Source organism: Pandoraea commovens (assembly GCF_024704525.1).
Taxonomy (GTDB): domain Bacteria; phylum Pseudomonadota; class Gammaproteobacteria; order Burkholderiales; family Burkholderiaceae; genus Pandoraea; species Pandoraea commovens.
In genome coordinates this window covers 1393668-1414510 of the sequence record NZ_CP102780.1, presented here as the reverse complement: position 1 = coordinate 1414510, position 20843 = coordinate 1393668, and the positions used below count along the sequence as shown (strand labels likewise).

The following is a 20843-nucleotide window of genomic DNA, read 5'->3' as shown; positions in this document are numbered from 1 at the left end:
AGTCTCGGGAAAATCGGAAGTCTTGAATAAATGGAGGGAGCGCTCAGAGATCAAGCGTCAGACGCTCACCCTTGCAACCGGACACGCAGATCATCATGACCTTGTTTTCAGCACGCTCGGACGCGCTCAGCACCGAGTCGCGGTGATCGGGGCAGCCGTCGAGCACGCGGGTTTCGCATGCACCGCAAATACCCTCCATGCAGCTATGTTCAGCGTCGATGCCCGCCGCCAGAAGCGTGTCGAGCAGCGTCGCGCCGGCGGGCACGGCAAGCTCCTTGCCGGACTTCGCAAGCTTTACGACATAGCCCGACGACGTCGCGGGCGGCGGCGCGTCCGGTGCGGCGGCGAAGCGTTCGGTGTGAACATTAGCGATGCCCACTTCGGCACACGTGGCTTCGAAGGCATCGAGCATAACGCCCGGGCCACAGCAATAAGCATGCGTGCCCGTCGGCTGATCGGCCAGAAACGCCGCGAGCGACGCAGGCTTACCGTCGTGCTGATCGTCGAAGTGATAGGTGACATCGCCACCGAGCGCATTCAACTCTTCGACGAACGCCGCTTGCGGCGCCGTGCGCGCGCAATACATCAGCTTGACACTTTGACCGAGCGAGCGCAGACGCCGATACATGCAGAGAATCGGCGTCACGCCGATACCGCCTGCGACCAGCACCGAATGCACCGCCGTCTCGTCCAGTTCGAAGTGATTGCGCGGCGCCGAGATCTCTAGCGTCATGCCGACGCGGAAGTTGTCGTGAATGAAGCGTGAGCCGCCGCGACTCTTCGGGTCGGCCAGAATGCCCAGCACGTAGCGGTTTTCCTCACCCGGCGTGTTCACCAGCGAGTAACTCCGCACCAGCCCGCTCGGCAGGTGCAGATCGATGTGCGCGCCGGGCGTGAATTCCGGAAACGGCGTGCTGCTGTCCGCCGCAGGCACGAGTTCGATGCTCATGATGCCCGCCGCCTCATAACGAAGCGTGCGCACCATTGCCGACAGGGTTGACTTGCTCATAACGCCGCTCTCTGATGTTGCTGATTTTCTTGAGGTCCACCCGGCTTAACCTGCGATGGCCGCGACGGACAAATCGATGTCGAGACGCGCAAACGCCTCGATCTCCACACGCAGTTCCGGAAACACCAGACCGCTGACCGCGACGAGCGTCGAGCACGGATACGCGCCGCCGTTCGCCGCCACGTCCGCAAAGAACTCGCGGCGGGCGCGACCGACTTCGTCCTTATCGGCGATATCGGTCACGTACACCACAAGCTTGTAGACGTTCGCCAGTCGTCCGCCACCGGCCTCGACCAGCGCGCGGATCTTGCCGAGCACCACCAGCGTCTGCTCATAGGTCGTGAGTGGCTTTTCCGCATCGCGCGTGGCCGGATGCGCGGTCATGCCCGACATCAGGATTTCGTTGCCGAACCGGATGCCGTTGCTCCACGTAGCCGTCGCGAGATCGGGCACGGCTTGCGCACGAATGCGTTCGGCTTTGATAGCGGAAAGGTTTTGCATGATCGCGTCCATGAAGTTGCCGACGGCTTACGCCTTACCCGGCTGCATGCGCTCGAGCTCTGCCTTCGCCAGATTCTTCAGATGGCGACGCAGACGCACGATGCCCATGTCGTGCTGATACAGATGTTCGTTCTGGTTGGCGTCCGGCTCCATGTCTTCGAGCATCACTCGGTCCTGCTCCAGCACGTTCCAGTGACGTGCTTCCAGACGATTGCGATACAGGAAGCGCCACGTGTCGCGCTGCCAGCCGTCGAGCTTGCGGCAGCGCCAGTGGAACACGGCGGCCAGCGTCGGCGAGATCGGCGTATAGCTGCCCACGATCACGAAGTTACCTCCGGGGCCACCGGTCTTCGGATACGGAATCTCGAGACGCATCCAGTGCGTGCCCGTGTCGGCCCATTCGGTCCAGTCGAAGTTCACATCGCGCTGGCCTTCCTTCTCGAACACGAAGCCACGGTCGGTATCGCGAATGCGGAATGCCGCCGTGTTGTCGCCCTCGGCCATCGAGTGCGATTGCTTGTGCAGATACGTGCCGTGCATCGGGTCCATCACGTTATCGAGCACGTAACGGTAATCGCCCTTCCACTCCGTGTAGCAGAGGAACGACGAGAATTCGCCGTCGGCGTCGAGTTCTTCCGGCAGCACCAGCGGCGGCGGCGTCTCGATGTTCTCGGTGGCGTTGTACAACCAGATCGCCTCGTTACGCTCGACGATGTGATACGCCTGCGTCGGACGCGAGCCTTCGAGCTTGCAACCCGGGCTACCCGGCACACGCATGACCGTGCCGTCACAACGCACCTGCACGCCGTGATAACCGCAGGCGATGCGGTCGCCCATCACGATGCCCTTCGAGAGCGGCGCGCCGCGATGCGGGCAGTGATCGTCGAGGGCATGCACCTTGTTGTCCTGATCGCGCCAGAACACGAGCTTCTTGCCCAGACGGCGCAGCGAGACCGGCTCGCGGCCGATCATGTGCGACGGACAAATCGGGTACCAGAGATTCTTCAGGCCGCGCTCAAGCACGGCGTCGGCGGTGAGGATAGGTTGTTGCGTAGTCATGGGGGGACCTCCATCGCGAGCGCCGCGCAAGCGGCCATCGCGCTATGTAATGTTTTTACTCTTCGGCCAGTCGTGCGATCTGCGCTTTGTAGACGTCTTCCGTCCACAAGTCGCCTTCCTGCGGGCCGGGGCCGGTGCGATTCAGGTAGGCCACGAGGCCCGCCAGATCGTGCGTGCCCGACGCGTAGGCGCGCTCGATGGCGTCGCCCAGCAGGCTTTCGTATTGCGTCGGCTCATGACGACGCGCTTGATGCGGTTCCAGATAACGGTCCATCACTTCCCTCCATTACGTACCCGCTCGCGAATACGCGCGTGCACGGGTACAAAGTCGTACGTCGGATAGCATTCGGTGCGAAACACGCCCCAGGCCGAGCGTTCCAGTTCCACGTTCACGACCGGCAGCAAATGCGGCGGCAGTTCCAGCGTGACGATCTGGCCGAAGCCCATCGCCACGGTCCACGACACCACCTTGACGCCTGCGGGCGGGAATCGCTCCCACCATTCGGCCGCCTTCAGACGCTCCTGAAAATCCTCGAGATTGTTCGACTGATCGTGACGCAGGAACACCGTCAGCATCATGGTCTCGGGCTGGGCGGCGCCCGGTGCGGTTTCGCTCATTGCTCTCTCGCCTGTCGCTTACTGCACGAACTGGTTGGTGAACAGGTCTTCCGGCTTGGACTTCTCACGGATGACCTTCTCTTGTGCGTAGAAGTCCTGCAACTTCGTCACACGTGCCGGATCGAACGCGCCCAGACGTTGCTGGCCCGGATACACATTGCGGGCGTAGTACGTGAGGATCTTCTCGATCTCGGCTTCCTTACCCTTGTAAGCAGGCACGGCGGCGCAGTATTCCTTCGCAGCGCCCGCCGGATCGCGCATGATTTCCGCGACCGACTTGATCGTCGCGCGCACGAACTTGCGGATCATCTCCGGTTTCTCGGCGATCGTCTTGTCCGAAGCCAGAATCGCCTGCGCCATGCCCGGGAAATACTTGTCGGTCGACGTCATCGTGATCTTCACGCCAGCGTCTTCGATGTTCTGCGCCCACTCCGGCGTGCCGACCATCGCTTCCGCCTTACCCGTCGCCACCTGCTGCCAGACGCCCGCCGGGCCTGCGCCCTGAATGCGCGCATCGTTACGCGTGAGACCGGCCGAGGCGAGCAGGCCGAGCGTCGCGTAGAAGCCGGTGTCCTGATAAGCCAGCACGGTGATCGTCTTGCCCTTCAGATCGGCGGGCGACTTGATGTTGGCGTCATCGCGCACGACCAGTTGGTGCAGCGTGCGGCCACCAAGCAGCGCCACCCCCTTGATGGGAATGCCGTTCGGACGCAGCACGATCGGCGTATCACCCAGACCGCCGCCCAGATCGCCGTTACCGGACGCAAGCTGCTTGCCCACGTCGGCGCCGCCCTGCACGGTCAGCCAGCGCACCGACAGGCCTTCTGCCGCGTAGTAGCCCTTCTTCTCGGCCAGCATCAACGGCGCGAAGGCCGGCAGGTTCGCCGGGGCCGGGAGCAGATAGGTGATCTGCTGCGTCGCAGGCTGCTGCGCCATCACCGGTGCGGCGACGCCGCTGAGTCCCGCCACGGCACACAGACCCGCCGTCAGAAAGGCGCGACGCGCCAACGATGCACGGAAAATCGACAACATATCTTTGCCTCGCTCAAGTTTCGGATGTCCGCGATGCCCCGTGCATCGCGGCTTGCCACTGTCATTGCCTACTTCTGCCACCTACGTCAGACCCGACCCGCCCAGGCGAGCGGGTTCTCGTTCAGGCCCCAGTAAAGGCTCTTCTGATTCGTGTATTCCAGCAGTCCCAGACGCCCCTTCTCGCGGCCCATACCGCTCTCCTTCCAGCCGCCGAACGGCGTCGAGATGGAGAACTGCTTATAGGTATTGATCCAGACGGTGCCTGTCTCCAGCGCACGGCCCACCCGCCACGCACGCTTGAAGTCGCGCGTCCAGATACCGGCGGCCAGCCCGTAGACGCTGTCGTTGGCCTCGGCCAGCAGATCGGCTTCGTTCTCGAACGGCAGCACGGCCAGCACCGGCCCGAAGATCTCTTCCTGCACCATGCGCGCCTGATTCGTCAGGCCCGCGATGATCGTCGGCTGATAGAAGTAGCCCTTCTCGCGACCGTCGCCCGCAGGACGCTCGCCGCCGCACAGCAGTCGACCGCCCTCTTCCAGCCCGATAGCGACGTAGCGCTCGATGGAGTCGCGATGCGACGACGTCACGAGCGGCCCCATCTGCGTGTCCTCACGCAGCGGATCGCCCACGCGCAATTGCTTCGCACCGGCAACCAGACGCTCGACGAACGTGTCGAAGATCGCTTTGTGAACGAACAGACGCGAGCCTGCGATGCACGACTCGCCCGACGAACTGAAGATGCCGTAGAGCACACCGGCCACAGCGTGATCGATGTCGGCGTCTTCGAACACGATGGTCGGCGACTTGCCGCCGAGTTCGAGCGAGACCGGCATCAGCTTCTCTGCGGCGAGACGCGCGATGCCGCGCCCCACTTCCGTGCCGCCGGTGAACGCCACCTTCCTGACCTTCGGATGACGCACGAGAATGTCGCCGATGACCGAGCCCTTGCCCGGCAGCACCGACAACACCCCGCGCGGCACACCGGCGGCTTCGCAGATGCGGCCGAGTTCGAGCGAGGCGAGCGGCGTGACTTCCGCCGGTTTGAGCACCACGGCGTTGCCTGCGGCGAGTGCCGGAGCCAGCTTCTGGGCGTCAGACGCAATCGGCGAATTCCACGGCGTGATGGCGGCCACCACACCCAGCGGCTCATGCACGCTCATCGTCAGAAAGTCGCCGCGCGACGGCGTGAGCGTCTCTTCCAGCGTCTCCAGGCACGAGGCGAAGTAGCGGAACGTGCCCGCCGCACTCGCGACCAGCGCGCGCGTCTCGCTGATCGGCTTGCCGTTGTCGCGGCGTTGCAGATGCGCGAGCGCTTCGGCGCGTTGCGTGATGCCGTCGGCCACACGATGCAGCACGGCTGCGCGCTGATGCGGCTTCAGGCCTGCCCAGTCGGCACGACGCCACGCGGCGTCTGCGGCTTCGACCGCTTCGACGGCATCGTCGGCACCCGCAGCGGCGATCTCGGCATTTACGCTTTCGTCCGCCGGGTACAGGCTTTGATAGCGCTTGCCGGTGCCGGGACGCCACTCGCCGCCGACCAGAATGTCGCTCGAAAACCCTTGCAGCAAATCTTGATGGCTCATGACTCTCTTCCTGCTAGATCACACAGTTCGCGACGCGGTTGCGCAGTGCGCGAATAGCCGAGTACGCGGTGAGCGCCGACGTCTTGGGGTTGTCCGGCAACGGCTTGCCGCACATCTCCAGCGACATTTCGCCGAACGCACCGCGCGCCGCGATGTGATGCACGTTGCGCGTGCTCGTCGGGTCGGCGATCAGACGCACGCGCGTCGCGTCGAGTCCCAACCCGGCAATGGCGACGGTCGCCGCGACGTTTGCGTTCTTCGGGTACAGACGCGCAGCATCCCGGGCGCTGCCTTCAAAGATCACGGTCGCTGTGGTGAGCGTCGCGAGATCGCAGACCTGCTCGGCGGGCGTGCCCTGCCAGCCCATCGGCGGCTTGCGGCCCGTGTACAGCACTTCGTCCAGCCCGCCTTCACGAGCAGCGGCGATGGCGTCGATGCCACCGATCGCACCGGAGAGCAGCGTGACGGTCGATGCACCATCCTTCGCCGCCTGTTCCAGCGCTGCCAGCAGATCGGTATCCGAAAGCGCGCCAATCGACGCCACCGCGCAGTCGACACCCGACTTGAGCAGCGGCACGACGTGCCCCGAGAGTGCGCTGTGTCCGGCGCATTCCAGAACGAAGTCCGGACGGCTTGAGAGCGCTTGCGCCGACGACACCACTTCGGTGCCCGCACGCACGCTGCCGCGCACGCGCTCAGCAGCGTCTTCCGGCACGATCACATGGCCCACGCGCAGATACGGATCGCTCGCGCACGCTTCGTACACTTTCGAGCCAATCGCGCCGAAGCCGATGAGTGCGACGTCAACCGGACGATGATTCAATTCATGCATTCGCAGGCTCCCGAACCGGCGGACCGGCGAAATGCGACGCGAAGTTGCCGACCGACAGCATGTCGACTTCGAGCAGCACCGGACCGTCGTAAGCGACGGCGCGGGCCACGGCCCCTTCCGCCTGATCGATGGACGTAATGCGCTCGTGCTTGAGTTGCAGGCTCGCGCAGAACGCGGCGAAGTCCGGCTGATGCAGTTGCACGTAATGACGACGGCCACCGTACTGCGCATCCTGAATATTGCGGATCACGCCATAGCACTGATCGTTCATCAGCAGAATCACGACGGGCGCCTTCTCCTGCACAGCGGTCGCGAGTTCGCCCACGTTCACCATCAGGCCGCCGTCGCCGCACAGTGCGACGGTCTTCTTCGCATTACCCGCGAGCGCGGCGCCAATGCCCATCTGCATGCCCTGACCGATGCCGCCACCAAGTGCATGCACCCCGGCGCGCGGCGAGAAGATCTTCAGCAGACGGTTGCCCCACGTGCTGTTCGAGATCGTGACGTCGCGCACCCAGTTGAAGTCGCGACCGAGCGAGCCTTGCAGCGCTGCCACAAGTTGACGGTACGGGCCGAGGCCTTCAGCGACTTGCTTCACGGCAGCGTCGCGCGCCGCAGCGAGGTCAGCGTGGAATGCCGGATCGACCGAGAGACGACCTTGCAGACGGTCGGCGAGCGCATTCAGCACGCTTGCCGCGTCGCCCTGAATGAAAAGGTCGTTGCGATAGCCACGGTTGTCGGCCAGTCCGTCGGCATCGACGCGATACAGCGGACGCGGCAGCGCCAGCTTGTACTTGAGCGTTTCGTTACCGCGCAGACGCGAGCCGACTACGAGCACCGCGTCACACGTCTTGTAGAACTTCTCGACCGTCGGGTGGATGTTGAATGCACCCAGCGTCGCCGCGTGGTCTTCCGGCACGATGCCGCGACCCTGCACGCTCGTCACCACGCCGAAGCCCATGTCGACCAGACGCTTGACGGCCGCTTCCGCGCCGCGTGCACCGCCCCCCAGCCACAGCAGCGGACGATGCGCCGACGCCAGTTTGTCGGCCAGCGCAGCGACGCGCGCGTCGTCGTGCGTCGGCACGGCGATGTGTGGGGCAGACAGATCGGTCGGCCATTCGATTTCTGCGGCCTGAATGTCGATGGGGATCTCGACGCTGACCGGCCCGGTCGGCGCAGTCAACGCAGCGCGCACCGCTTCGCGCACCGTCGCGAGCGCCGTATCGACGCAGCGCACACGGTAGGCGGCCTTCGAGATCGAGTTGAGCATGCTCAGCTGATCCGGGGCTTCGTGGATATAAGCGAGATCGCGGTCGAGGAACTCGGTTTCGATCTGCCCGGTGATGTGCAACACCGGCGTGCCTGCCGTAAGCGCTTCGACCATCGCACCGGCCGCGTTACCGGCAGCCGTGCCCGTGCTCGTGAACGCAACACCGAGTCCACCGGACACGCGCGATAGGCCGTCGGCCATGTTCAGTGCGCCGGCTTCGCCGCGTGCGCCGACGTAACGGATATTTTCGCGGCGCGCGATGGCGTCGAGGATCGGCATGTTGTGAATCGAGATCACGCCGAATGCGGTCTGCACGCCGCACTGTTCGAGAAACGCCGCGATGACTTCGCCGACGGTGGTTTTGTTAGACATGTCTTGCCAAGCCTCCGGAAACATCGATGTGGCTGCCCGTCGTATAGGACGACTGCGGGCTAGCCAGGAAAAAGATCGCTGCGGCCGCCTCTTCAGGCTTGCCCAGACGTTGCAACTGGATTTGCTTCTTGCGCGCGAGTTCGCCGGTCCACTCCGACCACGTCTTGCCGTCGCCCGCCTCTTGCGCGGCGGCGTAACGACGACGCCACTGTCCCGACTCGACCAGCCCGATCAGAATTGCGTTGACGCGCACGCCATCCGGCGCGAATTCGCCCGCCATCGACCGCACGAGGTTCTGCACGCCCGCACGCGCCGACGACGTCGCCACCATGTGCGGCTCCGGTTGCAACGCGAGCAGCGAGTTGACGCAGACGATGGCGGCGTCGCCCGTCTCGCGTGCGGCGTCGCGCAGCATCGGCAGGCAGGCGCGCGTGGTGCGGATCACGCTGAAGTACTTCAGTTCGAGTTCTTCGCGCCAGGCGTCGTCGGTCGTGTCGGCAAACGTCGACACACGCCCTTGGCCCGCGTTGTTCACCAGCATGTCGAGACGACCGAATTCGCCACGGATGCGCTCGACCAGTGCGGTGACGTCGCCCTCATCGAGCACGTTGCACTGCGCGGCGATGAGACGCGCCTGCGGATGACGCTCGCGCAGATGCGCTTCGGCTTGCGCCAGCCGCTCGGGGTTGCGTCCGCAGATGGCGACGGCGGCCCCGGCGTCGAGCAGGCGCTCGGCGGTCGCCAGCCCGATGCCGGACGTGCCGCCCGTGACCAGCGCTGCGCGCGAGGAAAGGTCGATCTTGATCATTTGAGTCCCAGTGACTTCATGTAGGGGGTGGACTTGCCGTCGCTGCCCGGGCGGTAATTCAGACGGTGCGAGAGCGCATCGGCCGCTTCGCGCACCTGACCGATCAGGCCCGCGTCGAGCATCGATGCGTCGATATTGGCGCGCGGAATCGTGACCGTGATGGCCGCGCAGATGCGGCCCACGTCGTTGCGCACCGGTGCGCTCACCACGCTGATGCCGCGCTCGAACGACGAGGCCGACACGGCATAGCCGCGCTCGGCGTCTTCGCGCACGCGCTCGAACAGTTCGGTCAGCGACTCGGGCGTCTGCGGCGTGAATTTCTCCAGCGTCTTCTCGGGATAGAGCGCACGCAGTTCGGTGAGCGTCAGATCGCCCATCAGCACGTGACCGTGCACCGTGGCGTGCGCAGGCAAACGCGTGCCGACGTTGACCTTGATCGAGTTGAAGACGCCCGCCACGCTTTGCGCCTTCGCGACGAACACGATGTCGCGGCCGTCGCGAATCACGATGTGCGACGTCAGTTGGGTCGCGTCGCGCAGGCGCTCGATGATCGGAATGCCGAGGTCGGTCAGTTCCAGCGAGCTGAGGTATTCGAAGCCCAGACGCAGCACGGCCACGCCCAGACGGAAGTTCTTTTCGCTTCCTGCGCGCTCAAGAAAGCCCATGGCTTCGAGCGTCTGCAACAGACGGAAGACCGTCGTACGCGGAATGCCCAGCCGTTGCGACAGTTCCGGTGCACTGAACACCGGTTCGCGCGGCGAGAATTGCGTGAGGATGCGCAGGCCGCGCTCAAGACCCGGCACGAGGTAGCGGGACTCGGCGGCGCCTTCGACGACGGCATCGCCATCGAGCGAGACGTTTTGATCGTCATGCATCGTGTCGACTTCGGTGAGCGCTTCGCGCTTCGGTGTGGCCGGTGCCATCTCAACGCCCCCCTGCCGCGACACGTTCGAGCCACGCGGCGAGCGCAGCATTCAGAACGTCCGGCGTTTCGATGTACGACGCGTGGCCTGCACCGTCGATGATTTGCAGCGGCACGCCCGCGACCTTCGCGATGACCTCGCAAGCAGCAGGCGACGTGATGCCGTCCTGCGCACCCACGGCCACCGCAACGGGACCTGCCTTGGCGCTCACGTACTGTGCGAGTTCGCCAGCGACGTCGCCATTCGAGAGCAGGTGCGTCGCCTGACGGTAGCCGACCGGCAACACCCGCGACATATTCCATTTCACCCACGCGCGCGGCAGATCGGCGGCGCCGGGCGCGACGAGGTTGTCACTTCGCTCACGCGCCATGCCTGCGGGACCGAGCTTGTCGAGCATCGCCAGACGGCTGTCGCGCTTGGACAGACGTACCTCAGCATCGGCGCGGGCGTAGCCATTGGCTGGTGAGCAGAGAAAGAGGCCGCGCACGCGTTGCGGCGCGCGGCTTGCAAACTTCGTTGCCATGATCGCGCCCAGCGAATGGCCCACCAGCGCCACACGATCCAGACCGAGCGTGTCGAGCCACGCTTCAAGGGCGTCGGCATAGGCGTCGGGATGCGGTTCGGCGGCAGCGACATTCGACGTCGCGCCGTAGCCGGGTGCATCCCAGGCGTACAGCTTTGCATCGAGCCCCGTGGCTTCGAACTGCGCCAACCAGGACGCCGCGCCGGAGCCGATGCCGTGCAGCATCACGACCGGCACACCGGCGTCGTTCTCAGTGCCCACGCAGCGATAACCGACGGTGCCCGCCCGCGTGGCGACTGTGCGATACGGAAACGCGTCCAGCCGTGCGCGCAAGGGCGCGACGACATCGTCTTCTGGCACTTCGTGTTGATGGGCTTCGGCTTGCATGGCGGCTTTCGTCTAACTTTTACGGACTCGATGCAGACTTCCGACTGCGTGAATTTCTGCCGATGCCGCGCGCGCATTCGACACACGGACACCGGACTTTTCTTTGCGGACTTACTTCATTTCGCGCTTGATCTTCGCGAGCGGCGAATCCGGCGGATACGTCGGCGTGACCGGCTTTTGCGAGCCGAGCATCACGCACATCAGCGCGTCTTCGTCGCCGATGTTGATTTCCGTGCGGTACACGCCCGGCGGCACCGAGATCAGATCGCGCTCGCCGAGAATCGCTTCCCACGTTTCACCGTCGCGCTCGCAGATCACCTTCATCTTTCCGCGCATGACGAAGAAGATTTCCTCGACGTCCATGTGGATGTGGCTCGGGCCGATGTTGCCTGCCGGGATCACCATCGTGGAGAACGTGAAGTGACCGGCAGGCACGGTGTTGACGTCCTTGGCCACACCGGTGCCGCCCGTGCCGACGTAGCGCATCTGCGCACGGCGGTACTTCGGGTCGTAGTCGGCCTGGAACTTGAGGGCGTCCCAGTCGTATTTGCGCGTCGAGAAACGGGCGACGCGGGTCTCCAGCCAATCGCCGAATGCCTGACCTTCGGTCTGCGTCCAGCTCTCGACGGCCTGCGGCGTCGCGGTGTTTTTAGCGTCGGCTTGCGCCATGATCTAACTCCTGAAAGGCGTTGCGAATGAGAGTGGCTCGTCAGGGCATGACGAAGCCGCCGTTGACCGGCAGAACCTGCCCGGTCACGAAACGGGATGCGTCGGAGAGCAGGAACAGCACCGGGCCGACGACGTCGTCCGGCACCTGCGCGCGCGGCAGCGCACGTCCCTCCAGATAGTGGCGATGGCGCGCCGCCGGCACATACGCCGTGGCTTCGACTTCGACGAGCCCCGGCGCGATGGCGTTGACGGTGATGCCGTCCGGGCCAAGTTCGCGCGCGAGCGAACGCGTCATCGACATGACCGCGCCCTTGCTGGCGGTGTAGGCGAGCAGGCGCGGTGCGCCCCACAGCGCCGTGTCGGACGCGATGTTCACGACGCGGCCCTGACCCGAGGCGCGCAGGAACGGCAGCGCAGCCATCGTCATGAGCCACGTGCCGCGCACATTGACGTTCATCACGGCGTCCCACGTCTCGACGCTCAGCTCGGTGGCCATCTTGCCGCCCGAGTTGGTGATCGCACCGTTGTTGACGAGTCCGTCGATGCCGCCCATCTGCTGGCCCGCCGCTTGCGCCGCAGCTTCCACCGATGCGGGGTCCGACAGATCGACACGGACGAACGACACGCCATGTCCGGCGTCCTGCAATTCGGCAGCCAGCGCTTCACCGGCATGCGCTGCGATGTCGGCGATCGTCACTTGCGCACCACGCGCCACGGCGGCACGCACGAAGCCTTCGCCAAGACCGCGAGCACCGCCGGTGATCAGCAGCTTCTTGCCGTCGAGCGGCGGCAGCGCGTCGATATCGAGCGGCATCACCGGAAGGGTCGACAGTTCGTTCACGATTCGATTCCTTGTGAAGTCCGGCGCTCAGGCGATGTTCATGGCCGCACGCGGCACGTAATGCAGTGCACGACGCTCCAGCCATACCACCGCCGCGTAGGCCGCGATACCGATGACGGTCAGCCCGGCAATCGCGACGAACACCATTGCGGTATTGCCCTGCCCTTCGCCGTACACCAGCAGATAGCCGAGGCCACGGTCGCCACCGACCAGCTCGCCGACGGTCACGCCGATCACGGCCAGCGTCGACGCGATGCGCAGCCCGGCGAACAATGCCTGCATGGCCGACGGGAATTCCACGAAGCGGAAGATCTGCCAGCGGCGGCCGCACAGCGCACGCACCAGATTGACCATGTCGGGATCGACCGAGCGCACCGCACCCAGCACGTTGATCATCACGGGGAAGAAGACGATCAGCACCGCGACGAGAATCTTCGGGTAGATCGTGTAACCCATCCACATCACGAACAGCGGCGCGAACGCGACCTTCGGCGCGATCTGCAACGCGAGGATGTACGGCGAGAGCATGGCTTCGGTCGATGGCGACAAACCGAGGATCACGCCGATCAGCACGCCCAGCGCCGAGCCGATCACAAAACCGGCGATCACTTCGAGCGCCGTCACGCCGATGTGCAGCCACAGGTTTTCCACCTGGAACATGCGCACGCCTTCGACCAGCGTCGACGACAGCTTGGGCAACACGAATTCGGGCACGCCGAACGCCGTCGGGCCCCATTGCCACACGGCCGCGAAGAGCAACAGCAGCACGAAGCTACCGGCGGTCAGTTGCGTTTTGGAAAGGGATTTCATAGCGGAGATTCCAGTGTCTTGTGCGAAGTGCGAGCCAGTGCCGATCAACCGAGGTGGTCGTCGCGACCGACCTTGAGCAGTTCCATCAGATGCGCGACGTACTCGTTCATGCCCGCTTGCTTGCGGCGCTCGATGGGGTTGTCGCGGTGCGGCAGATCGACGGTGATCTCTTCGATGATCGTGCCGGGACGCTCGCTCATCACGAACACGCGGTCCGACAACGCAATCGCTTCGGCGAGATCGTGGGTGATCATCAGCGCCGTCTTGCCTTCACTGGCGAGCATCTGCGCGAGATCCTGCTGAAGCACCATCTTGGTTTGCGCATCGAGTGCCGAGAACGGCTCGTCCATGAGCAGCACGTCCGGCTCCACAGCCAGCGTGCGGGCGAGTGCCGCGCGTTGACGCATGCCCCCCGAGAGTTGGTGCGGGTAGTGGTTCTCAAATCCCTTGAGGTGGCAACGTGCAAGCAACGCCTTCGCGACTTCGGCGCGCTCGGCCTTGCTGCGGCCGCGAATCTGCATGCCGAGTTCGACGTTCTTCTGAATCGAACGCCACGGCATGAGCAAGTCCTTTTGCAGCATGAACGCGACTTGTTGCGACGGGCCACGCACCGGCTTGCCGGCCAGCGTCACCTGCCCTTCGCTGGGCGCGTACAGACCGGCGCCCATGTTGAGCAGCGTGCTCTTGCCGCAGCCGCTCGGGCCGATCAGCGAGACGAACTCACCGGCCTTGATGCCGATGGACACGTCCGAGACGGCGGTCATCTCGCCCTTGCCCTGGCGATTTTTGAAACGACGCGTGACGCCGCGATATTCGATAGCGAACGGCAACGGTGCCGCTGCGGGCTGCTTCTCACGCGCTCCGGCATACGCCTCGGCTACGTTTGCGTCCTTCAACTGAATCGACCTGAGCATGGGAAACCACCGTGTTTCTGGATGTTCAACTTGCCTCGGGCAGCCTGCGGCGACGGTTCGCTTGCACGGCTTGCCAGCCTGTCTTTCTTTTTCGCGTCACGTTTCATATGTGAAACGTTGATTTACTTATGGATCAATTATAGGGAGTGATGGCCGCAGTCAAAATTGTTTTTTGATTAGGGGAAACCCGAATTCATGGGCTTTCCGGGGGAGCCGCGATGTTTTGAGCAAAAAAAAAGCGCCGACGGGCAAAAGCCGGCCGGCGCATCAAGAGAGACCACTGGGTGAAAAAGGTAAAAGCGCGGATCGGCGTCAGAACGAGTGGTGCACGCCCGACATGATCACGAGCTGGTTCGACGTCGACGACGGGCTGATCGTGTTGATCGCGGTCACCGCGCCGTTGCCGCTCGCGTGCTGGTACGCGCCGCTCACGTAGACCTGCGTGCGCTTGGAGAACGCATAGACGTCGCCAAGGCTGACCTGCGTCCAGCGCTTGCCGGACATGTTGGTCGTGGCCGCGCCGAAAGTGATCGTGTTCGGCACGCTCGTTGCGAAGTTCACACCGGCGTCGAACGATTGATAGGTGTCGTTGTAGCCAGGGGACTGAAGCTTCACGCGCGTGTACAGCGCGTGCAGCAGCCACGGCCCGAAGCCATAGGACACACCCGCGCCCATGTTCTCGACGTTCGATGCCGCGTAGGTCGCCACCGGCTGGCCCTGGAACGTGGCACCGCCGAGCGCCGCAACGTTCGGCGTGCGGTTGTTCTCGTTCGAGTAGACCGCCGATGCCTTGAAGCCACCGTTCGTGTAGTTCGCCGCCGCACTCCACTTCCGACCGTTCGCGAAGTTCGTGTTGTTGCCGAACGAGAGCATCGCGCCCGCCTTGAAGCCCATGTAATCCGGCGTGACGTAGCGCACCGAGTTATCGACCTGCACGACGGACGTGTTGGCGAGTTCGTCGAGGTTGCCCGGGTGGAACATGTACCAGTTCATGCCCAGATAGGCCGTGCTGAACGGGCCCAGCCAGTCGAAGTTGAACGTGGTCATGTGGCCGATGGTGAGCGTACCCATCTTGTCCGACTGCAAGCCGACCCACGACTGACGGTTGAACATCGACCCCGCCTTGATCGTGTTGCCCGTGAGGGTCGAGAAGCCGTTTTCCAGCAAGAAGATGGCGCGATTGCCGCCGCCCAGATCTTCCACGCCACGCAGACCCCAGCGGTCCGGCTGCGAGCCGCCCTGCTGAGCAATCCAGTTCGAACTGCCGCCCTGGTTGTTCACGAATGCCACCCCGGCATCCATGCTGCCGTACAGCGTGACGTTGCTCTGTGCGTGTGCTGCGACCGGCACGCCGAGCGCCAGCAGCGTTGCCGCCGCGACCGTCGTCATGCCCGGGATCCGCCCCATCGGAAACCGCTTCATCTGTGAACTCCTGTCGTTCGATGATTCGAGAACGATGGATACGTCCACCAAAAGCGCAACCAGGCACCGGTCATCGGCACCCAATACGCTTGTTTTGTGACGTTCCACCTGTGAAACGTTGGATTACTTATGAAACCAACTGAGCGAAGCTTAGGCCAGGAGACTCTCGTCGCTTGCAGCGGAGATGCACGAATTGATGGCGGCAAATTGGCGTGATAACGCGCGTGCGTCGGTTCACCGGTGGTGCGTCTGTCCCTGTGAATAGCGGCACCAAACGTCCCGCCGACGTAGCCGCAAGTCCCGGCACGTCGACGTCCGGCGTTGCAGCGGTTGCTCGGGATTTACCCGAGGAAGGCTTGCGGTCGATCGAATCAAAAACAATAATATTTGAACATCATGTTCATATTTGAACGTTTTATTTTTTCCGATTCATCGAAACGCTCGTCAAAGGATGTCCCCCATGCAAGCTCCCCTCATTGGCATCAACGGTGCCGGCATCGGCGGTCTGGCCGCCGCCATCGGATTGCTCCGCGCAGGTTTTCGAGTGCGTGTGTACGAGCAGGCGTCGCAGTTCGCGCGCGTCGGTGCAGACATCAACCTGACGCCAAACGCCGTGCGCGCACTCGACGGGCTGGGCGTTGGCGACGAGCTTCGCAAGACGGCTGCGCAGCCGAGCCATCGCATCAGCCGCATGTGGGATTCGGGCGAAACGACGTCGTGTCTGGAAATGGCGCAGACCGCGCAGACGAAGTACGGCGCGCCCCAACTCACGATGCATCGCGCCGATTTGCTGCAAGCGCTGGAGCAAGCCGTCCCGACTGAAGCCATTGCACTCGGGAAGAAGCTCGTGTCCTTCGAAGCGCCCGACGCAGGGCAGACCGGCAGCATCCGTCTGACGTTCGCCGATGGCACGCATGACGACGTCGACGTACTTATCGGCGCCGACGGCATCCACTCGGTCGTGCGCCGTGGCCTGTTCGGGCAGGAGTCGCCGGAGTTCACCGGCGTGGTGGCATACCGTGCCGTCGTCCCCGCAGAGAAGCTGAGCGGCGTGCCGAATCTCGGTGCGTTCACCAAGTGGTGGGGACCGAATCCGTCGAGCCAGATCGTGACGTTCCCGCTCAATCTCGGCCGTGACATCTTCGTGTTCGCCACGACGCCGCAAGACAGCTGGACGCTCGAATCGTGGACCGCGCCGGGCGACGTGCACGAGCTGCGCGCCATGTATGCCGACTATCACAGCGAAGCGCGCGCCCTGCTCGACGCATGCAACAGCGTGCTCAAGTCGGCGCTCTACGTGCGCGATCCGCTGCCGCAATGGTCGCGCGATCGCGTGTCGTTGCTGGGCGATGCGAGCCATCCGATGATGCCGTTCATGGCGCAAGGCGCGGGCATGGCCATCGAAGACGCTGTGGTACTGTCTCGCCACCTCGCGGATGCCGGTACGGGCGCCGATGCAGCTACGCTGTCGAATGCACTGGCACGATACGAAGCCGCGCGTCGCGAACGCACCGCGCGCGTGCAGATCGGCTCGCGCGGCAATCAGTGGCTCAAGGAAGGCGGCAACGCCGACTGGGTCTACGAATACGACGCCTGGCAAGTACCGCTCGCCGCCTGAGTCCGTCAGGACTTCCGAGCATCGCCGTCCGATTTTGACGAAGGGATTCGAACGCATGACCAAAGCAACGTCCGCCAACACGCCAGCCGCAGGCGCTCCTGAGACTGAGGCGCAAGACACCGCGCAAACGGGTCTCGTGACGCCGGTCATGCGCGCGCTCAAACTGTTGCGCTATGTGGCGGACGGCGGCTCGACGGCGAACCTCAGCGACGTCGGACGTCGCATCGGCGTGAACCGGGTGACGGTCATGCGTCTCGTGGAAACGCTGCAATACGAGGGCGTGCTGGAACCACTGCCGCACGGCGGACATCGGCTCGGCCTCGGATTTCTGACGCTGGCCGCCAGCGCCCTCGCAGGCGAAGACCATCTCGCCACGGCACGACGCGTGCTCACTCGCGTGACGAGCGAGACCGGACTATCGAGCTACCTCACGGTGCTCGATGGCGCACAGGTGCGCTACCTCCTGTGCGAAACACCGGCCCTGCCGCTGGTGAGCAACATCCGGGCGGGCAGTCGCGTCACGGCGCATCTGACGGCACCGGGCCGGTCGTTGTTGGCCCATCTGAACACCGAGCGCCGCCGGGCCTTGCTCGGGCCTGAGCCGTTGGCCGCCGCAACCGCGCAGAGCGCGCGGACATACGCGGCGCTCGATGAACAGTTGTCCCGCGACCGCGAAGCCGGTTGCGCATGGAGTCAGGACGGCTTCGAAGCCGGTATCGATGCCTGCGCCGCCGCTGTACTCGACGCGCACGGTCGGCCCTTGGCAGCCCTGAGCGTTGCCGGTCCCCGGGCGCTCGTCGGCACCGATTCCGTCACACGCGAGCGCACGGCCCGCGTTGTGAAGTCGGGCGCTGCCGATCTCGCCGTATTACTGGCAGACGCGCCAGCTTTCCTCGCGGCGGCGGAACGGACCTGAGTTCACGCAAGCAACGTCATCCCTTTGAACACGTGGCATTCACGGCGACACCGCTTGCCACACACCGCCACACGTCGGTGGAAATCGTGCCCTCGCCAACATTGCCACGGCGTGCCGCGTAACACGCCGTAACGCGGTTCTCGCCTTACCTTCCCCTCTCAAAGCCCCTGATCCCCCGTCTCGGTTGCTAGGATTTTCTGTAACGGGCGCAGACATGCCGCATCAATTCCGCGTGTGTCGAAGCCCGCTTTGCGGCGAATCCAATGACGAAGAACTCTCTGAAATGGCAGCACGTGGCGGTCGCCAGCGTGCTTTGTGGTGCCTCGGCGTTTGCGCAGGCACAGGAAGCCACCGTGTTCGCGGGCGGCATGAACGCGCGTAACGACGACAACGCGCACACCTATGCGTGGGGTTTCGATTACCGTCAGGCGCTGAGCGAGCATTTCGCGACCAGCTTCACGTGGTTGAACGAAGGCCACGTGCCGGATCATCACCGGGACGGCTTCGCGGTGCAGGTCTGGGCGCACCAGCCGCTCTTCGACCGGCGATTCGATGTCGCCGTCGGCGTCGGCCCCTACCACTATTACGACACCGTTCAGGGCAGTCGCGGACGCCGCTACGAAGACGATCACGGCTGGGGTGCAATGTTCTCCGTCGCGGCGACGTGGTACTTCGAAAGCCGCTGGTACGTGCAGGCGCGTGCCAACTACGTGCAATCGCCGTCGAGTGTGAATTCCGTCACCTATTTGCTCGGCGTCGGCTATCAGTTGGAGAAGCCGTCGTCACCTGGCCCGTTGTCGGGCGGTTCGAAGCCGGGGTTGCCGACGGGCGATGTGCTGTCTGTGATGGCGGGAATATCCGTCGTGAACAGCCTCGATTCGCAGAATGCGGCAGCGGAGGCCATCGAATACCGTCACGGCTTCGGGCCGTGGTTCGACGGCACGGTGTCGTTCATCAACGAAGGACACAGCGATATCGGGAGTCGTCAGGGCGCCGCGGCGCAGGTGTGGATCAAGGACGATTTCTCCGACGACCGCTTCAGCCTCGGTCTGGGCTTCGGACCTTACGTCACGTGGAATAAGTACAAGGAGAACCGTGCGGCGGACGGTGCACAGAACGTCGTCGCCGGTTTGCTGACGATGAGCGCCGCCTACCGATTCGCCGATCACTGGGTCGGACGTATCTCGTGGAACCGTGTCGTCACCGGCTATGACCGCGACAGCGATATCTTCCTCGCGGGCGTCGGGTACAAATTCTGATGCATTGCGACGTTCTGTCGCACTCCTTTTAATTAATATCTTCATTAGAGTCTTCGCTCGACATTCCCGTTGACTGTCGAGCGACTCGAAATCCTTATATGACAAGGGTTTCGAGCCGATTCATTCTTCGCAATTCATTGTTGCGCCGCATGCGGTTACTCCTGCGACGTGGTCGTCCTACCTTAGAGGCGTAGGCGGTGCCGGACTCGAAAGCGAGCTGGCCGACCACCCCAAAAAAAGCAATGACAGGAGAATAACCATGACCCGCACTCTTTCTCATCTGATGATCGCCGCAACCCTCGCTGTAGCCGCTGCCCCGGCAGCGTTCGCAGGCACTGGCGGCAACGGTTATCCGAACGAAAACTTCTTCTGGCAATCGAGCGTGTATAGCGAACAGCTCGCCGTGCCGCGCGCTCAGGTCAAGCAAGAACTAATCGACGCACAAGGCTCGCTGACCCAGACCGATAGCCAGTACCCGGTCCTCAAGACCTACGGCAACCCGGTAGGCGCTCACGCGCAAGGCTCGACCGCGCTGATGAACTCGACTTATCGAGGGAATTGATTGGCCGTGGTGCCCCAGTTGAAAAGAAACACCCCGCGCAGTTTGGCAGGGTGTTTCTCTTTGTCTACGGGAATCAGACAGCGATGGCCGACAGTTTGCGTTCGCCGAGCGGCGTGACGCGCAGCGCCCGCGCCTCGCGCGTGGGTTCGAGCCATTTGGCGTCGAGATAAGTGCTGAGCAATGCAGCCCCCAAAGCGCCGCCGAGATGCGGCTTGCGTTCGCTCCAGTCCGGACAGGTACAAGCGAAGCGACGGCGCCGCGCATGCGCCTGAGTGAGATCGACGCCGAGTGCGATCAGGCCATCGGTGCCTGCGTCGGTAAGTGACACGTCGCTTCCATCGATACGAATCCACCGACGCGCGTGCATCCGCGCAAACAGGTCGACGGCAATCTCCCCGGCGAGATGGTCGTAGCAGGTGCGCGCGTGACGCAGCGGGATCGGTGTCGCACGGCTGACCGGCACCGGACGCGGCCGAAGCTCCCGCGTCGCCAGGACAGCGCTGGCGAGCGCCTCGATGGCCGCTGCCGTCTCCGGCGTAGCGATGCGGAAATACCGATGCCGTCCCCGCGCCTCCTGCGCAAGAACGCCGCCGTCGACGAGGCGGGCAAGGTGGCCGCTGGCGCTGGAGGGGGACAGCCCCGCAACGAGCGCAAGCTCCCCGGCAGGACGGGCAGAGCCATCCATCAACGCCCAAAGCATGGTCATGCGGCCAGCGTCGGCAAGGAGCGCGGCGAGGGAACTGACGCCCGGTGCGGCATCGCGTGCAGTGTCCATGTCAGGACTCCTTTGAAGAATATGTCCGCAGTATAGGTCCGACGGCGCGTTCAACAGTTCAGGACAGGATGAAACGTGGCAGGCGCTTCTTGGCGCATCCTTGACACCATCGAGACACGTTTCAGAGGCTCTTCGCC

22 protein-coding genes are annotated in these 20843 nt (G+C 64.0%); 4 read left to right on the top strand and 18 right to left on the bottom strand.

Going from position 1 to position 20843, the window contains the following annotated elements; genetic code table 11:
- Positions 1 to 43 precede the first annotated feature (43 nt).
- The 17 genes from NTU39_RS06945 to NTU39_RS06865 all read right to left on the bottom strand — a co-directional run bounded on the left by NTU39_RS06945 (position 44) and on the right by NTU39_RS06865 (position 15543).
- Positions 44 to 1009, bottom strand: a complete 966-nt coding sequence (locus NTU39_RS06945) for a PDR/VanB family oxidoreductase (protein ID WP_150665169.1) — start codon at positions 1007 to 1009, stop codon at positions 44 to 46.
- Positions 1010 to 1054: 45 nt separating this feature from the next.
- A complete protein-coding gene (locus NTU39_RS06940) occupies positions 1055 to 1510 on the bottom strand; it encodes a RidA family protein (RefSeq protein WP_257959550.1) in 456 nt (151 codons plus the stop codon).
- A 27-nt stretch (positions 1511 to 1537) separates the two neighbouring features.
- Positions 1538 to 2569, bottom strand: coding sequence for a Rieske 2Fe-2S domain-containing protein (locus NTU39_RS06935; protein WP_150665171.1), 1032 nt, complete (start codon positions 2567 to 2569; stop codon positions 1538 to 1540).
- A gap of 55 nt (positions 2570 to 2624) precedes the next feature.
- Entirely contained in the window at positions 2625 to 2843 is a 219-nt protein-coding gene (locus NTU39_RS06930) for a recombinase-like helix-turn-helix domain-containing protein (protein WP_150665172.1), read from the bottom strand.
- Positions 2843 to 3187 carry a hypothetical protein gene (locus NTU39_RS06925; protein ID WP_150665173.1) on the bottom strand — a complete coding sequence of 115 codons (345 nt, stop codon included), beginning with the start codon at positions 3185 to 3187 and terminating at the stop codon, positions 2843 to 2845. Before NTU39_RS06925 ends, NTU39_RS06930 begins: the two co-directional genes overlap by 1 nt.
- Before the next feature lie 18 nt (positions 3188 to 3205).
- Positions 3206 to 4219, bottom strand: a complete 1014-nt coding sequence (locus NTU39_RS06920) for an ABC transporter substrate-binding protein (RefSeq protein WP_150665174.1) — start codon at positions 4217 to 4219, stop codon at positions 3206 to 3208.
- A gap of 86 nt (positions 4220 to 4305) precedes the next feature.
- On the bottom strand, positions 4306 to 5802 hold the full coding sequence (locus NTU39_RS06915; protein WP_257959549.1) for an aldehyde dehydrogenase: 1497 nt from the start codon (positions 5800 to 5802) through the stop codon (positions 4306 to 4308).
- A 13-nt stretch (positions 5803 to 5815) separates the two neighbouring features.
- Positions 5816 to 6634: an aspartate dehydrogenase gene (locus NTU39_RS06910; RefSeq protein WP_150577662.1), complete on the bottom strand. Its 819-nt coding sequence runs from the start codon at positions 6632 to 6634 to the stop codon at positions 5816 to 5818.
- Entirely contained in the window at positions 6627 to 8279 is a 1653-nt protein-coding gene (locus tag NTU39_RS06905; RefSeq protein ID WP_257959548.1) for a thiamine pyrophosphate-binding protein, read from the bottom strand. Before NTU39_RS06905 ends, NTU39_RS06910 begins: the two co-directional genes overlap by 8 nt.
- On the bottom strand, positions 8272 to 9087 hold the full coding sequence (locus NTU39_RS06900) for an SDR family oxidoreductase (protein WP_257959547.1): 816 nt from the start codon (positions 9085 to 9087) through the stop codon (positions 8272 to 8274). The genes NTU39_RS06905 and NTU39_RS06900 overlap by 8 nt, the downstream gene beginning before the upstream one ends.
- A complete protein-coding gene (locus NTU39_RS06895) occupies positions 9084 to 9962 on the bottom strand; it encodes an IclR family transcriptional regulator (protein ID WP_174984868.1) in 879 nt (292 codons plus the stop codon). The genes NTU39_RS06900 and NTU39_RS06895 overlap by 4 nt, the downstream gene beginning before the upstream one ends.
- 49 nt (positions 9963 to 10011) lie before the next feature.
- Positions 10012 to 10920, bottom strand: a complete 909-nt coding sequence (locus tag NTU39_RS06890; RefSeq protein ID WP_257959546.1) for an alpha/beta fold hydrolase — start codon at positions 10918 to 10920, stop codon at positions 10012 to 10014.
- A gap of 111 nt (positions 10921 to 11031) precedes the next feature.
- Positions 11032 to 11589 carry a cupin domain-containing protein gene (locus NTU39_RS06885; protein ID WP_039400236.1) on the bottom strand — a complete coding sequence of 186 codons (558 nt, stop codon included), beginning with the start codon at positions 11587 to 11589 and terminating at the stop codon, positions 11032 to 11034.
- A 40-nt stretch (positions 11590 to 11629) separates the two neighbouring features.
- On the bottom strand, positions 11630 to 12403 hold the full coding sequence (locus NTU39_RS06880; RefSeq protein ID WP_257960054.1) for an SDR family oxidoreductase: 774 nt from the start codon (positions 12401 to 12403) through the stop codon (positions 11630 to 11632).
- 54 nt (positions 12404 to 12457) lie between these two features.
- Positions 12458 to 13240 carry an ABC transporter permease gene (locus NTU39_RS06875; protein WP_150577656.1) on the bottom strand — a complete coding sequence of 261 codons (783 nt, stop codon included), beginning with the start codon at positions 13238 to 13240 and terminating at the stop codon, positions 12458 to 12460.
- A 44-nt stretch (positions 13241 to 13284) separates the two neighbouring features.
- Positions 13285 to 14154, bottom strand: coding sequence for an ABC transporter ATP-binding protein (locus NTU39_RS06870; RefSeq protein WP_150665179.1), 870 nt, complete (start codon positions 14152 to 14154; stop codon positions 13285 to 13287).
- A gap of 312 nt (positions 14155 to 14466) precedes the next feature.
- Positions 14467 to 15543 (bottom strand): porin, encoded by a 1077-nt coding sequence (locus tag NTU39_RS06865; RefSeq protein ID WP_174984871.1) that lies wholly within the window; start codon positions 15541 to 15543, stop codon positions 14467 to 14469.
- Positions 15544 to 16036: 493 nt separating this feature from the next.
- Here NTU39_RS06865 and NTU39_RS06860 point away from each other — a divergent pair, with 493 nt between their 5' ends.
- From NTU39_RS06860 to NTU39_RS06845, 4 genes are all read left to right on the top strand, one after another.
- On the top strand, positions 16037 to 17194 hold the full coding sequence (locus tag NTU39_RS06860; RefSeq protein WP_257959545.1) for an FAD-dependent monooxygenase: 1158 nt from the start codon (positions 16037 to 16039) through the stop codon (positions 17192 to 17194).
- Positions 17195 to 17249: 55 nt separating this feature from the next.
- Complete coding sequence (locus NTU39_RS06855) at positions 17250 to 18110, top strand: IclR family transcriptional regulator (protein WP_257959544.1); 861 nt, start codon at positions 17250 to 17252, stop codon at positions 18108 to 18110.
- A gap of 263 nt (positions 18111 to 18373) precedes the next feature.
- Positions 18374 to 19369 (top strand): hypothetical protein, encoded by a 996-nt coding sequence (locus NTU39_RS06850; RefSeq protein WP_257959543.1) that lies wholly within the window; start codon positions 18374 to 18376, stop codon positions 19367 to 19369.
- A gap of 259 nt (positions 19370 to 19628) precedes the next feature.
- Positions 19629 to 19931: a DUF4148 domain-containing protein gene (locus NTU39_RS06845; protein ID WP_150665184.1), complete on the top strand. Its 303-nt coding sequence runs from the start codon at positions 19629 to 19631 to the stop codon at positions 19929 to 19931.
- Between the two features lie 73 nt (positions 19932 to 20004).
- Here NTU39_RS06845 and NTU39_RS06840 read toward each other — a convergent pair whose 3' ends face one another.
- Positions 20005 to 20706 carry an ArsR/SmtB family transcription factor gene (locus tag NTU39_RS06840; protein ID WP_150665185.1) on the bottom strand — a complete coding sequence of 234 codons (702 nt, stop codon included), beginning with the start codon at positions 20704 to 20706 and terminating at the stop codon, positions 20005 to 20007.
- Between the last annotated feature and the right edge of the window lie 137 nt (positions 20707 to 20843).

Excerpts from the sequence above, each read along its gene's own strand:
- NTU39_RS06870 (WP_150665179.1), bottom strand. The coding sequence starts at position 14,154 with ATGCTCAGGTCGATTCAGTTGAAGGACGCAAACGTAGCCGAGGCGTAT.
- NTU39_RS06855 (WP_257959544.1), top strand. The coding sequence starts at position 17,250 with ATGACCAAAGCAACGTCCGCCAACACGCCAGCCGCAGGCGCTCCTGAG.
- NTU39_RS06925 (WP_150665173.1), bottom strand. The coding sequence starts at position 3,187 with ATGAGCGAAACCGCACCGGGCGCCGCCCAGCCCGAGACCATGATGCTG.
- NTU39_RS06860 (WP_257959545.1), top strand. The coding sequence starts at position 16,037 with ATGCAAGCTCCCCTCATTGGCATCAACGGTGCCGGCATCGGCGGTCTG.
- NTU39_RS06920 (WP_150665174.1), bottom strand. The coding sequence starts at position 4,219 with ATGTTGTCGATTTTCCGTGCATCGTTGGCGCGTCGCGCCTTTCTGACG.
- NTU39_RS06865 (WP_174984871.1), bottom strand. The coding sequence starts at position 15,543 with ATGACGACGGTCGCGGCGGCAACGCTGCTGGCGCTCGGCGTGCCGGTC.
- NTU39_RS06895 (WP_174984868.1), bottom strand. The coding sequence starts at position 9,962 with ATGCATGACGATCAAAACGTCTCGCTCGATGGCGATGCCGTCGTCGAA.
- NTU39_RS06880 (WP_257960054.1), bottom strand. The coding sequence starts at position 12,403 with ATGCCGCTCGATATCGACGCGCTGCCGCCGCTCGACGGCAAGAAGCTG.
- NTU39_RS06910 (WP_150577662.1), bottom strand. The coding sequence starts at position 6,634 with ATGCATGAATTGAATCATCGTCCGGTTGACGTCGCACTCATCGGCTTC.
- NTU39_RS06915 (WP_257959549.1), bottom strand. The coding sequence starts at position 5,802 with ATGAGCCATCAAGATTTGCTGCAAGGGTTTTCGAGCGACATTCTGGTC.
- NTU39_RS06840 (WP_150665185.1), bottom strand. The coding sequence starts at position 20,706 with ATGGACACTGCACGCGATGCCGCACCGGGCGTCAGTTCCCTCGCCGCG.
- NTU39_RS06845 (WP_150665184.1), top strand. The coding sequence starts at position 19,629 with ATGACCCGCACTCTTTCTCATCTGATGATCGCCGCAACCCTCGCTGTA.
- NTU39_RS06885 (WP_039400236.1), bottom strand. The coding sequence starts at position 11,589 with ATGGCGCAAGCCGACGCTAAAAACACCGCGACGCCGCAGGCCGTCGAG.
- NTU39_RS06850 (WP_257959543.1), top strand. The coding sequence starts at position 18,374 with ATGACGAAGAACTCTCTGAAATGGCAGCACGTGGCGGTCGCCAGCGTG.
- NTU39_RS06875 (WP_150577656.1), bottom strand. The coding sequence starts at position 13,240 with ATGAAATCCCTTTCCAAAACGCAACTGACCGCCGGTAGCTTCGTGCTG.
- NTU39_RS06900 (WP_257959547.1), bottom strand. The coding sequence starts at position 9,087 with ATGATCAAGATCGACCTTTCCTCGCGCGCAGCGCTGGTCACGGGCGGC.
- NTU39_RS06940 (WP_257959550.1), bottom strand. The coding sequence starts at position 1,510 with ATGCAAAACCTTTCCGCTATCAAAGCCGAACGCATTCGTGCGCAAGCC.
- NTU39_RS06935 (WP_150665171.1), bottom strand. The coding sequence starts at position 2,569 with ATGACTACGCAACAACCTATCCTCACCGCCGACGCCGTGCTTGAGCGC.
- NTU39_RS06890 (WP_257959546.1), bottom strand. The coding sequence starts at position 10,920 with ATGCAAGCCGAAGCCCATCAACACGAAGTGCCAGAAGACGATGTCGTC.
- NTU39_RS06905 (WP_257959548.1), bottom strand. The coding sequence starts at position 8,279 with ATGTCTAACAAAACCACCGTCGGCGAAGTCATCGCGGCGTTTCTCGAA.
- NTU39_RS06930 (WP_150665172.1), bottom strand. The coding sequence starts at position 2,843 with ATGGACCGTTATCTGGAACCGCATCAAGCGCGTCGTCATGAGCCGACG.
- NTU39_RS06945 (WP_150665169.1), bottom strand. The coding sequence starts at position 1,009 with ATGAGCAAGTCAACCCTGTCGGCAATGGTGCGCACGCTTCGTTATGAG.